The organism is Acinetobacter sp. WCHA39 (genome assembly GCF_002165385.1).
GTDB lineage: Bacteria > Pseudomonadota > Gammaproteobacteria > Pseudomonadales > Moraxellaceae > Acinetobacter.
The window spans coordinates 54,408-66,374 of record NZ_NHRP01000011.1 but is presented as its reverse complement, the minus strand read 5'-3'; the positions used below and the strand labels follow the sequence as shown (position 1 = coordinate 66,374).

14 protein-coding genes are annotated in these 11,967 nt (G+C 36.3%); all 14 read right to left on the bottom strand.

Translation table 11 applies throughout. The features are described 5' to 3' along the window. Positions 1–85 precede the first annotated feature (85 nt). The 14 genes from CDG56_RS07575 to CDG56_RS07510 all read right to left on the bottom strand — a co-directional run bounded on the left by CDG56_RS07575 (position 86) and on the right by CDG56_RS07510 (position 11,934). On the bottom strand, positions 86–388 hold the full coding sequence (locus CDG56_RS07575; protein ID WP_087547473.1) for a hypothetical protein: 303 nt from the start codon (positions 386–388) through the stop codon (positions 86–88). Positions 389–391: 3 nt separating this feature from the next. Continuing rightward, complete coding sequence (locus CDG56_RS07570; protein ID WP_087547472.1) at positions 392–946, bottom strand: hypothetical protein; 555 nt, start codon at positions 944–946, stop codon at positions 392–394. Next, positions 936–2,108: a hypothetical protein gene (locus CDG56_RS07565; RefSeq protein WP_087547471.1), complete on the bottom strand. Its 1,173-nt coding sequence runs from the start codon at positions 2,106–2,108 to the stop codon at positions 936–938. The genes CDG56_RS07570 and CDG56_RS07565 overlap by 11 nt, the downstream gene beginning before the upstream one ends. Before the next feature lie 8 nt (positions 2,109–2,116). Then, positions 2,117–2,392, bottom strand: a complete 276-nt coding sequence (locus CDG56_RS07560; RefSeq protein WP_087547470.1) for a hypothetical protein — start codon at positions 2,390–2,392, stop codon at positions 2,117–2,119. Positions 2,393–2,427: 35 nt separating this feature from the next. Next, positions 2,428–3,456 (bottom strand): phage baseplate protein, encoded by a 1,029-nt coding sequence (locus tag CDG56_RS07555; protein WP_087547469.1) that lies wholly within the window; start codon positions 3,454–3,456, stop codon positions 2,428–2,430. A gap of 68 nt (positions 3,457–3,524) precedes the next feature. Continuing rightward, on the bottom strand, positions 3,525–4,892 hold the full coding sequence (locus tag CDG56_RS07550) for a hypothetical protein (RefSeq protein ID WP_087547468.1): 1,368 nt from the start codon (positions 4,890–4,892) through the stop codon (positions 3,525–3,527). Positions 4,893–4,964: 72 nt separating this feature from the next. Continuing rightward, complete coding sequence (locus tag CDG56_RS07545) at positions 4,965–6,959, bottom strand: Hint domain-containing protein (RefSeq protein ID WP_087547467.1); 1,995 nt, start codon at positions 6,957–6,959, stop codon at positions 4,965–4,967. Positions 6,960–6,970: 11 nt separating this feature from the next. Continuing rightward, a complete protein-coding gene (locus tag CDG56_RS07540) occupies positions 6,971–7,480 on the bottom strand; it encodes a hypothetical protein (RefSeq protein ID WP_087547466.1) in 510 nt (169 codons plus the stop codon). Continuing rightward, positions 7,473–8,279 carry a hypothetical protein gene (locus tag CDG56_RS07535; RefSeq protein ID WP_087547465.1) on the bottom strand — a complete coding sequence of 269 codons (807 nt, stop codon included), beginning with the start codon at positions 8,277–8,279 and terminating at the stop codon, positions 7,473–7,475. The genes CDG56_RS07540 and CDG56_RS07535 overlap by 8 nt, the downstream gene beginning before the upstream one ends. Before the next feature lie 6 nt (positions 8,280–8,285). Next, positions 8,286–9,209, bottom strand: coding sequence for a hypothetical protein (locus CDG56_RS07530; protein ID WP_087547464.1), 924 nt, complete (start codon positions 9,207–9,209; stop codon positions 8,286–8,288). An 82-nt stretch (positions 9,210–9,291) separates the two neighbouring features. Next, positions 9,292–9,936 (bottom strand): hypothetical protein, encoded by a 645-nt coding sequence (locus CDG56_RS07525; RefSeq protein WP_087547463.1) that lies wholly within the window; start codon positions 9,934–9,936, stop codon positions 9,292–9,294. A gap of 2 nt (positions 9,937–9,938) precedes the next feature. Further along, on the bottom strand, positions 9,939–10,271 hold the full coding sequence (locus CDG56_RS07520; protein ID WP_087547462.1) for an STAS-like domain-containing protein: 333 nt from the start codon (positions 10,269–10,271) through the stop codon (positions 9,939–9,941). A 10-nt stretch (positions 10,272–10,281) separates the two neighbouring features. Further along, on the bottom strand, positions 10,282–11,337 hold the full coding sequence (locus CDG56_RS07515) for an ATP-binding protein (RefSeq protein ID WP_087547461.1): 1,056 nt from the start codon (positions 11,335–11,337) through the stop codon (positions 10,282–10,284). A gap of 141 nt (positions 11,338–11,478) precedes the next feature. Further along, a complete protein-coding gene (locus CDG56_RS07510; RefSeq protein ID WP_087547460.1) occupies positions 11,479–11,934 on the bottom strand; it encodes a hypothetical protein in 456 nt (151 codons plus the stop codon). Positions 11,935–11,967: the final 33 nt, after the last annotated feature.

The following is an 11,967-nucleotide window of genomic DNA, read 5'->3' as shown; positions in this document are numbered from 1 at the left end:
TTCCAATAGCAAATAATGAACTGAGAGAATTTTAAATAATAAAAAAGCCCATCAATGTTGATGAGCTCTTATAACAAAATTGATATTAACCAGAAACGCCACTTGAAACATAGATTTCCACATCTGTACCAGCAGTGACGACATAACGCAACTTTTCCCAAGCATGTTGTCGAAATGGTTCTGTGTCGGGAACACCTGCGGTTATTGTCACAATAGGCGACCAGTGTTCCTCATTATCAATATCAGGATTAGGATGATTACTTCCAAAGAAATCAACCACTGCACCAGCACCAATCACCTGGTAATTAAAAATGGCAGAAGTACATTGCCCAACCATTCCTTTGGTACCTGTACTTTTGTCTGTTTCTTTGAATACTAAAAAAGTCATTATTTAATTCCTCGCATCTACTTCACTTTGAATCGGGTCAATTCCCAACTCATCACGGCGGTTTAAAACATACTTTTTACCAAAGTCTGACATCAAGGTTTGCCCAGTGATTCCAACGATTTCAAACCATACAATGAATCCTTCATAGATCATCAAAGCCAGCAAATCACCCTCTTGAAATTGGGTATCTGGTATCTCATTAATCTGGTCGGTCAAAGTTTCTAAATCAGCATTGTAAGCAGCAATTTGAACAATTAAGGTCAAATCGCTTGGGTTATTCATACTGTTATTTTTATGAATCATGCCCCCATTAAACTTGTCTGCTAAAACGTAGGCAAAACCTAAATGATCATATTCATAGTTGGGTTCATCTTGGATTGATAAGGCATTCGCTTCGAATGAAAGCGGATCTACAGGTAGACCAGCATCTGCTGGATTGCTATACACAATTCGCTTACGCCATACTTGGCTTGGGATACTTCCTAGCGTATTCATAACGACACGTCTTGCAGCTAAATGACGGCCATTTGCTACTCGATTGACTGCACTATTTAGCATTTAGACCTCGCATATAAATATCAAAATCAGCTTGAGTAATTTCATTTCTTACCCATAAATCTGCCATTCGTTTGGCTTGAGTCCGTTTATCTTTACTTAGTGTTTGCAGCACCGCTTCTAATTGAGCTTGTACTGCTAATTTATGCATCTTATTTTCTAAAGCTTTTATTTCTTTCAATTGCTTAGCAAAGTGCTTTTTAGCGACTTTTTCAGCTCGTCGCATCATTTCCTGTTCGGCTTTTTGAATATTACTAACAATTGGTTTTGTAGTTCCCGTTTCTAAATCTGCTAATTGCTTATTAAGTTGTTCATTGATCTGCGCATCAGTCTGTTTATAGCGTGCGCCGACTTGCTTCTTACGGTCTGCTTCTACTTGTTTTTTTAGATATTGAATACCAGCTGGTGAAATGATCCATTGTGCTACTTGCAAAACATGCTTACATGCAACACCAGATAAATGCGGATTACGAACTTTAGGAAAACCACCCTCTTGGCGACCGAGTCCATAACCGCCAATCGTTGCCATATAGCGAAACCAGAATGTGTGCCGTTCGCAATCACACTCAAATTTGATCTTTCCATTTGCAATTCGATTTTTTACCGTATTAACAGCTTCTTTTTTAATATCAAAAACAACTGAACCAAAGTTAGCAAACTCAACTTCGACATGATGGTTTTGTACTTTACTTTCTGGACCTGCATTCGTAAGAAAATGAACTAAACCGCTTTTACGACTAAGAGGTACAGACATATAAATTTGCTGATTAGCACGATCAATATCATCTTGCAGACTTAAATTAATAATGTTTTGGACCGTAATACCCTTTTTATATTGATCTTTGAGCAAAAGGATATTGTCTTGAAACGCTAAAATGTCATCACGAGTTATTCGTCTTGGTGGTTCTCCCTTTTGCTGTCCTAGCGTTGTGTATAAAACTTTTTCAACATCATAATCGACACCTTGAGCAATATCTTCAGGACGTAAGAACATAGGACGTGGGATTTTACGTCCACGATCATCATATTCAATTTCACGTTCTGCTAATGCCCTTTGTTGATTGTCAGCACTTCTACGTCCTTGCAACTCTCTACGCAATTTGCCGTTTTTAAGTGCTTCTTGCATTTGATTATATGCATTTTGAAATGCTTCGTTATTCGACATACTGACACCTACATCATCTGGTATTCACGGCGTAAGCGCATTACGTCAGAGATTAAAGGTACTGCAATTCGTTTTTCAGGTAACTTTTCCCAAATTCCAGACACACCACAAGCGACCTGAATCACATCTGTGTGATTACGTGAACCATAAATCCTGAAGCTCAATAATGTTGGATCTTGTGCTTCATCTGATTTGACATCCCATACAATAAGACTATTCAGCTTTCCCTGCTGAATGTTCTTATTGATTAGGTCTCTGATCGCATTTCTATACTCATTAATCATTGTAGATTACCTGTAATACACGTAATTAAATGAGTTCAGGCTATTCGTAGCCACATACCTACAATTTTAGAAGGTTGAACGTTATTGTGAGGCTCACTGCCACCGGCATTTTTAATTGTCATTTTCGAAAATTGCTCAGTTGTTATATCGCTTGTTTGGATATAGGTATGATTATAACTAGGTGATGCTTGACCAGCTGGATTTGTTCCTGCCAATCCATCACCATCAGAAGCGACAATATCCGCCATAGAAGCAGTTAATTTGTTATAAGGCGAATTTGCCTCAATGTGATTATGTCCAGGCATTTCTGGAATTGATAATGTGTGGTTATTTTCCCCAAAAACATTTCCAATTTGTTTTGTCCATATAGGGTCATCTTGTTTAGTTGATTTACCGACTAAGGTTAAACCTTCTGCAAAACGAATCCAATCACCATATTTTTTGTGCGCTTTAACTTCAGCACTATTTGCAAAATCTAGGGTTGTTACGTAAATATCCCCAATTTTAATATCTTCTACAATTCTATTTTCTAATACTTCTATACGGTCTAATGCATTCTTTAATGCTGAAATAAGAGCATATTGAGGATGTGGATTATTATGTTCTAAATGCTGATTCATTAAGGCGACCATGATCGGCGTAGATGGATCAATACTTATCTTTAAATTTGAAATATCAATATTCGTTAGTAACATTCCAAGTGAAATTATTGAAACAATATTGGCAATTAATCGAATTAAAGGCGTATTTAAGGTTGTTGCTGCAATTGCAAATAAAACACCCTGATCTGTGATTAGTCCTATTTCATAACCATCTGCTGTTTGAGAGGGTTCTATATTTGCAATAAATCTTAAAGTTTGAGAATTAGGCTCTACACTTCCTCCATTTAAAGGATAGCGCTCAATTTCAGATACAAGTGCCGTATTGGTTAATGACATAGGATTTGAAGGATCATACTTTCCTGAACCAACAGCGATATGCGTCAATGAAACATTTAAGCCCAAACTTGCAGCATTGAGCGCTGCGTTTCGTCCTGCACTGGTTAAATAAAACTGAATAGCCATAGATCACCTATTTATCACTATGGCTATTTTGGGATTATTGAATAGTTGCTTAAGCGGTTAGTTCCAAATCACTCATTCATGAAATAGGATGCAAAAACACTACTTAAATTTAATGGCTGTAAATTTTCTAGTCTCATTTCGTCTCGACTTGGAATTTTATATTGCCCTGAATCATTTATGCGGTGTGGAATATTCACGGCTTCTTTTAAATATCGTGATTGCTTCTTATTTGTGCTAAACCTAAATTTACCTTTTTCAATCGCTGTCTGAAATTTGTTAAAGGCAAATGCTCGTTTATTAAAATACTTTTCACGATTTCTTTGCTTAAAACAAGGTCCACCCCAAAGCATAAGTTTAAAATAAATTTTATTTTCTTCTAGCAATTTTTTTAATAATTCACCCTTACCAGAACAGTTAAGGAGAATATTCATTGTAGGGTGCTGTTCTAATAAATTCTTTATAATTAAAAACATCGAGTTGAGGGAAAAATCCTTATAAAATGGAATATCAATTACTTCAACGCAATCTCTTTTATCAACTAAAGATAGCGCCATGACTGCTCTTTCACCTGGAAAGTCTTGAATAGATAAAACCAATTGCCCACTATCAACTGGTGATTGATTTAACTTTATCGAACGTAAAGCATTTTCAAAGTTTATTGAATATTTATAAAAGCTAGATTTCCTATAATATTCGCCATCTATCACACATGACTTTAAGCCAATTTTCATAGCAAACTGATCTTGTTTACTCCAAACATAATTAGGATCTTCAGCTGAGCTAAACGTAAATTGCTTCCAATTTTCATGGTTAGTAAATTGATGAAATTGACCAGTATTTAAAATATCTGTATCCATCTTTTGAGAGAATATACATCGGTTTTCAGGTTGTGCCATATTAGACAAACCTACAGACAACCATTCATATTCGATATTTTCTGCATCAAAAGCAATAAATAAATAATTGTGATTCAATATCCCTGCAATACTTATAGGTCCAACACTGGAAGTATCTTTAATAATTTTAATGTAAGTAAAATATTCATACTTTTTGATGCTAAACATCTTTTGATTTTTCGTTATATATTTTGATAAATAGGATAATTTGTTTAAATCTAAGCGTTTTATAAATTTCTCTATAACACTATAAATCACAGCGTGAGAGTTATGGTCACTTGGTGTCATAATGATAGTTGCTGAATCTTTTATAAACAGCAAATTATGAAGTGCAATTACCGCATAAGCTTCTATCATGCTGTCATTACATCCCCAACCATATTTAACTGAAATACGACTCCCCATAACTTCACTGTTTTCGAATAATAGTGCTTGTTGCCAAGTTGGTTGAAATCTAAAGGCATCAATAGAAAATTTTAAAATATCATTTTGATAAATTTGAAAATCTTTTATCCATTGTGGGTCATTATACAAAGACATAATTCAAGCCTATAGCTAAATAGAATTTGAATGTTATGACCTAATAGTGTGTATTCTGCTTCCATGTTCCAATCATGACTGATCAAGTGTTTTAGCTGCCTCTTTAAGCTGATCAAACCTAGATTTACGCTCTGCCCGTTCCTGTGCTTCAGGACTATTATCTGCAATAACGACATTCTCATATGCTTCTGTATAGAACACATTTTCTAAAAATAAGAATGCAAAAACGTCACCTAAATCGGGGGACTTAATCCCTTGGCGTTTCATCTCATCTTTGCTCAAAATTTTGTATCGGCTATGCTCATCAAATGTGTATGGTATCTTGATTATTTGGTCTTGAATTTTGACTAAATACTTCTTAGTTTTAACTTTGAAACGGCCAGATTCAATTGCTCGTTTTAAACAGACGTAAGCCAAGGCACGTTTATTCACATACTCTTTTCGATTGTCATTATTGAAGCAAGCACCGCCCCAATATACAGGCATGTACCAAATACCATGCTTCTTAAGCAGTTGTCCTAAACCTTTACCAGCGCCATTATCATCAACAACCAAAGTTGCATTTGGATATTTCAAAATGCATTCATTAATCTTGGCAAGAAGTTCAACGACATCGTCTTTATTTTTGCATAAAGGAATATCCATAACTTCAACACGGCGCGCTCGATCTCCCCATTGAGCCTCACCCCAAACTTTAGACACGGCTATAACAGAATCATCTCGACCAACACCACCGCCAACGTCGACCGTAATCACATAACCAAAAACGTGTTCTTCGAAAATAGATGCACCGACATACATTTCTTCGGATTGTCGTTTCGTGATTAAGAACTCATCTGCTCTATCAGGGAATTGTCCTAAAACACGGATTTGGTATTGTGGATCATCACGACTACCGTATTTTTGACGTTGTTCTTCTAATGATTGCTTACTTACGAGTGGCGATTCTTCACCATTGAATGTTAGAGCTATCCAAATGCCACCTGCTCTATGGCTTAATTTATGATGAGTCTCATAGAATAAACCTGCGTTACGTGTCGGCTGTGAAGTTAAAACAGCTCTGTTATCCTCATGCGTCAATGCGCCAAGGACAACATCCATAACCTCATCAGGAATACCACTTGCCTCATCACCCCAAAGTAAGTAGTTATCTGCATGGTTCCCTGCCAAATTTGTTGGCTGGTGCTTTGGTGCAGTTTTGGCAAAGACGTACCACTTTTCTTTATAGCCTTTGATATAGACTAATTCAGACTGATAACCGACATAATCTGCAAGCCAACCAAGTGGACCAGCCTTAAGCCGTGACAGGTTAATACTGATTTCTTTCCAGACTTGTTTCTTTAACTGTCCGATTTGCGGAGCAGTAAACATCGTAATGGATTCATCAAAAAACAATAAATGCCACAGAGCAACGATACCAGCCGATGCAGTCTTACCCGTGTTATGGTGAACCATGCCATCAGCGGTTAGGAAAGTTGCATCACCATCGAGGACAAAGCCGTAATAGTCACCCTCACCCAAGGCTGTGACATTATTAATTTTTACAGGCTGGAATTTTCTATGTTTTAGTTCGTATGCAGCAAATTGGCGCTTTGTTTCTTCAGGCCATTCAAGGTATTTCGATACCAGGACTTCAATTGTATCGCCAGCTTTCCAACCGTTTTTTGTTTCGAGTGAGACTAAACAAAGAATATGAGATTTGTTATAGACATGCTTTGAACCATTTTCATATTCAAATTGATAAAGCTCTTGGTATCCCTGAACAACTTTAATGACCTCCCGTGGTGAGAAGCCATCCGTGCCCATAACCGCATCATTTATTGTTATTTTTTCGACACGTTTCCACTTACCATTGGCTAAACGTATTTTTGTGCCTTTACCAAAGCAACCATGGCCCGATGCAACCGATGTACGGCTACCATCAAACTGGATTGATTCAAATAGAAGTTCTTGCTGCCAAGTCGGTGTAACACCTAAAGCCTCTACTGCAAAGGCATAAATGTCATAACGATATCGTGCGCAAAGTTCCCACCATTCGGGGATGTCTTTAAGTGGTTTTAGAGCCATACATCACCGCTTTAAATACTAAACGGCAACATGGTTCTATCGATGTATTCTTCTTTGACTTCCTCTTTTGATGTGACTGCATGAGAAATAGCGATTTTATGGCTTGCCCATATAGAAATAAGCGCAGCGATATGGCCGTTATCTAATGAGCTGCTATCGAACTCTTGCTGTAATCCATTTTTATCAATCTTACGGACCTGCAAGATATTCATCGGGTTGTAACGCTCTAATGACTTTTCAAACTCAACCAAACCAGCTCTAAAGCTTGCTTGATAGACCTTGATCACTTCATCTAAATGCTGCTGTGCATCAAATTTTAATTGCCAATTTTGGACTAAATTCGGTGAATCCGTCACTACAATCGTGTCGGCTTGCTGATCTGGACGTACAGGTAAAGCCGTGAAAATATCTGTTTTTTGGACAAGGATTTGACCAGAATCTGCAAAACAAAGACTGATCAATCGTATTTCATCATTAGAGAATCCAGTTACACGCGCATCAATCTTAATAATTTCAGTCATCGATACGCTCCACTGTAATATCGCCAGTTTCACGATCTGCTAAAACACGGGTATGGCCATCACTTGAGAATTGATCAGCCTGAATGACAACTAGATCCTGAATTGGCTTATCAACTACTGAACCGTCCGGATTGTAGCCGTTGTCCGTCGTATTATCGTTAGGACCACCAAGTCCAATAATTTGTGGTGCATAGCCGACTAATTGAGCATCAATCGTGAAGATAGACAGGTTAATTGCTTCACTAGGCACAGGCGAAGGAAACAATTGATTCTCAACTATGGTAAATGTGCTTTTTTCAATATGATTCATGCCCATATCAAAAGGTACTTGGAAACGGCGTTTACCCTCATCTTGGACATAAGTACAAAACTGGTCGCATACTGAACGAGCATCGTGCGCATTGGTTGCGTAGAAAGCTAATTGTGCTCTAACCGTTTTGGCGATGAGTCGGATTTTCACTTGCTTATCGCCTATCACAATAGGCACAAAATAAGGCATCGGTAAAAGCTGCATCGTATCAGGCGGTTGATCTAACATCGCTGTAGCAGTCAACATGATTGGCATGAATGCCGTTGCACCACCTGTTACATCAGCATTTTGGCTTTTACGATATTCTGCCAGCATTGCTTCTGAGTCATCCATCATACGAGAAGGACAACTTTTTATTGCTGTTCGAATATCTCGCTTTTTCCATTCTTCTGTCTGAATGGTTTCAGGCATATACCATGCACGAAAATCGACTAGGAGTTTGTACCAACCATCCTGAATGCATTTAAGCGAATCTTTAGGTAAAGACATAAGTGCTTACCCTCCAAATCCAAACATGCTCTTAAAAATGCGTGGTTTTGCTTTGTTATTTTTTGGTGTTTCACCACTAATACGCATTCGCGCTAAATCACTTGCTGTAAGACGTTCTTCAGCTTCAGCGCAAACAGAATCAAATGATCGTACCTCACCAACTAAGCCAGAACATAAATCTTGTTTCCGTTGATCTTGAATCGCTTGTCGTTTCTCTTTACGTGCAATTTGACCAGCTAATTCATCAATTTGGTCTAATGCTTGACCATTCATCTGTAAAAGCTGTAGTTGAGCATGAATATTGTCAAAGTCACGTACAATTTGCTGTTCTAGTAAATGAGCAATCATTGCCTCTGACGGCGAAAGTAAATTAACGTCCGTGGTGCTATCAAACGCTGCAATTAATCCATCCTGCTCAACTGGAATGGCTAAACCATCAAATAATTGACCATCACCCACATTGGTTGTGTAGTTCGGCTGTGTCACATAATCAAAGCCATAAAACCCCACAGGAATTAGACCTAATCCAGCTCGCTTATAGTTTTGTGCTGAACTAAACCCACCTACACGAGCCAAATATTGTTTCCGCGCATATTCCCCCGATTCGTTATCTAAGAACTCAGTAACATGGGTAACATTGCCGTCTTTATCGGCATGAGCTTCGATTGTTCTAAATGAGCGTTCTAAATAAACCACCTTGCCATCAATAATCACTGAATCAGGCGGATTCATCCCATAACGCTTACGGATTTCATGACCATTATAGCCGTACAAAGTCCCTGTTTTAACCATTTCTTGTACTTGTGGACTATTGATCTGTCTGATCATTTCATTCATATCAACATTGCTGCGGTCCTTCCCCAAATGACTGCGACCTCGCTCATGAAGATTGTATGTAATCCTTTTCGTTTTTCGACCTGTTTCAGACATGAAAAAGCCCCAATAGATTATGTATTAGGGCTATTTTTGCAGTCAGGTTAAGATCATTTTTCGTCTTGTTCCATTTCCAAGATCAAAACATTTTTCTAGAGTTTTCTTCTAAATGTACCTGTAACTTCAGACCTTTATTGATGATTAAATCTATAGACTGTAGATTCAAATATCTTAAATCATCACAAGTTTTTATTTTCACCTTACCATCTAAAAAGTTTATTTCAAGGCTTAAAATCGTTTCATCTGTAATTAATTCTTGGTACTCTAATTCAATTGTTGAAGCAACTCTTCTAGGTTCTTCAAATAAATAATGATTGAATAAGAAAAACCAAACAAAATTGATAGGACCACCGTAAGGAAATTCATTTAAATATTCAGTTAAGTAATTTAAATGTGCATTAATTTTACTTTTCAGAATTTTTAATTCTGAAACTGTCTTTTCATCAAACTCACTGTCATGCTCAACCTGCTCATATTTAACAATAAACTCTATCAAAAAATCATTTACTTTTGATACTTCGTCACTGATACTTTTTAGTGATCTCTGTTGTGTTTGAGTATGAACACGTTGAATAAAAACATAAAATGGGATAATTGCTAGTAAATAAGTAAGGTCTTTAAAATTAACTAATTTTTTAGAAAAAACAAAATTACTTAAATCTTCTGAGAAAAAATTAAAAATGCTAGCCCAAAGGCTAGCAATAATTAATAAAGTGATAGACATTCTTATGCTTCTTTTATATACAACTCAATTCGATCATTGATTACAGGACGTCGAGGACTTTTAATAATTAAAACTTTTTTCAGAAAGTCTTTACTGAATAAATTAGTTCTAACTAGCCCACCGAAAGCTTCTTCTAAAAAAGAGGATCCTGCCATTGTTACATCACTAAAATCAATAACTAAAGAGTCAGTTAGTCCTGAATTCTGAATTTCTTGAAGTCTCGGAATTAGAACTCGATTTCTAAAAGCTTCACCAGTATATTGACCATCTTTAAGATATCTTCCAGAAGGACGTGGATAAAAATCACTAGCAACGTATATCACATTTTCATTCATATTTCTCTCCTTAGGCTGCCTCGAGCATCGTATTACCCATAAGAGATTGATTAAGAGGTATATCCCAGTAAATTATTGTACCATTAATTGATTTATTAAATACTTGGTTATGATTTTTTTTTCCATTATCTGTCATGGTCCACAATCCTTTTCTGCTATAGACATAGAGTTCAGAACCGGTAACTTGTTTGCAGACTTCCATCATATTAGCAAATCCTTTACCTCTATGTTTTAGTTCTGTTGCTGTTTTTCTAAAACTACTAGCCAATTGTATTCTTTGTGCATCATTGATTCGTCCCCAATCAGATAAATCAAGCTTAAGTAGTTGAGACAAAACTACTTTACTTTTATCTTTAAGATTTCTTGGAACCGAAACAGGAATTGTTTTTCCCAAATCAGAAATTACTACACTACATTTCGTTTCATCAATTGCAACAAATGCCAACCATTCCTTATGGCTTTCATCAGAATCATAAGCATGATCTACAACATTATTAATAGCTTCCGAAATAGCTTCATTAATAATATAAAATTCTTCATTATCAGTACTAAAATGATCCATCAGAACTTTTTCAATAACTTCGTAACCATTTGTTAAATCACTATTTGTTCCTCTTGCAATACACCATTTATTAACTTTGGACTGATTGCAAAAATATTTTTTTAAACCTAACTTTCGGTGAACCCCTAATTTTGTCAGCATAGCTCTGACAACATTTTTTTTAGATGGCTTACCTTTCATTCTTACATTTTGATATTTGTTTAAATTATGCACGAATAGGCTTGTCGAACATGCATCAAGACTTGTTAATTTTGAGAAGTCCAAGTACAGCGGTTTTTGTTCTATATCCCATTTTTGAATAACATTAATATTTTCTAAAAGTTCCGTCCTATTTGCAGGTTTGTAAATTGCTAATTCACCTGTAAAATTTAAAATTCCTGAATATTTTTTCCATGCTTGCCTCTTAAATACTTTTTTCAAATTATTTAATTTTGTATTAAAACGCAAAGTTCTAAGATTAATTTTTTTCTGTAATTGAATTTTTTCTGTATCAATTTTTTTCATTTATAAAAACTCTAAAACTTAATATCACGTAAGATACTAATTTTTTTATTAAATTAAAAGTATATTTAAAGTCATAAATCAATTTTATATATTATTTTTTAAATGCTCAGAGCAGTTTGGCTCTGAGTCTAGTCAAATCGATTATTGGACCTGTTGTCCTTCAACACCACGCGCTTGACGTTCCGCTGTGCGTGCATCAAATGCAGCTAAAGCCGTTTGCATAGCAGCAATAGCTTGTTTGTTCTGGTCTGATGGGAATTTACTGTCTAGGTATTGAGTACGATGAATCAGGATCTTTAATAATGATTCATTGGTCGCGCCATTCACACCATCAATAAATGTTGGGCCATCTTGGAAATGGAGATGAATATCAAAAGGTTCGTTATAGTCAGTAGAGCTAGGATCGGCTGAAATTTTGTAATAGGTTGCTGGTTTATAGGCTGTTACGCCTTCTACCGTTTGACCAGCCATTAATTTTTCAAATTCTTCGTCGCCAATATCTTTATCTGCGAACCCTAAGAATTGCTCCACAAGAAGATCACCATCACTACCCACATCGGTTGTTAGTGCAATTTCTTCATTATTGTCTTGAGTCATGTATAAATCCTAACAATGGTTTATGTTGTTTCA

Bases quoted from the DNA above. Each gene is read 5' to 3' on its own strand.
- CDG56_RS07520 (WP_087547462.1), bottom strand. From the start codon at position 10,271: ATGAATGAAAATGTGATATACGTTGCTAGTGATTTTTATCCACGTCCT.
- CDG56_RS07515 (WP_087547461.1), bottom strand. From the start codon at position 11,337: ATGAAAAAAATTGATACAGAAAAAATTCAATTACAGAAAAAAATTAAT.
- CDG56_RS07535 (WP_087547465.1), bottom strand. From the start codon at position 8,279: ATGTCTTTACCTAAAGATTCGCTTAAATGCATTCAGGATGGTTGGTAC.
- CDG56_RS07570 (WP_087547472.1), bottom strand. From the start codon at position 946: ATGCTAAATAGTGCAGTCAATCGAGTAGCAAATGGCCGTCATTTAGCT.
- CDG56_RS07540 (WP_087547466.1), bottom strand. From the start codon at position 7,480: ATGACTGAAATTATTAAGATTGATGCGCGTGTAACTGGATTCTCTAAT.
- CDG56_RS07530 (WP_087547464.1), bottom strand. From the start codon at position 9,209: ATGTCTGAAACAGGTCGAAAAACGAAAAGGATTACATACAATCTTCAT.
- CDG56_RS07510 (WP_087547460.1), bottom strand. From the start codon at position 11,934: ATGACTCAAGACAATAATGAAGAAATTGCACTAACAACCGATGTGGGT.
- CDG56_RS07555 (WP_087547469.1), bottom strand. From the start codon at position 3,456: ATGGCTATTCAGTTTTATTTAACCAGTGCAGGACGAAACGCAGCGCTC.
- CDG56_RS07525 (WP_087547463.1), bottom strand. From the start codon at position 9,936: ATGTCTATCACTTTATTAATTATTGCTAGCCTTTGGGCTAGCATTTTT.
- CDG56_RS07565 (WP_087547471.1), bottom strand. From the start codon at position 2,108: ATGTCGAATAACGAAGCATTTCAAAATGCATATAATCAAATGCAAGAA.
- CDG56_RS07560 (WP_087547470.1), bottom strand. From the start codon at position 2,392: ATGATTAATGAGTATAGAAATGCGATCAGAGACCTAATCAATAAGAAC.
- CDG56_RS07575 (WP_087547473.1), bottom strand. From the start codon at position 388: ATGACTTTTTTAGTATTCAAAGAAACAGACAAAAGTACAGGTACCAAA.
- CDG56_RS07550 (WP_087547468.1), bottom strand. From the start codon at position 4,892: ATGTCTTTGTATAATGACCCACAATGGATAAAAGATTTTCAAATTTAT.
- CDG56_RS07545 (WP_087547467.1), bottom strand. From the start codon at position 6,959: ATGGCTCTAAAACCACTTAAAGACATCCCCGAATGGTGGGAACTTTGC.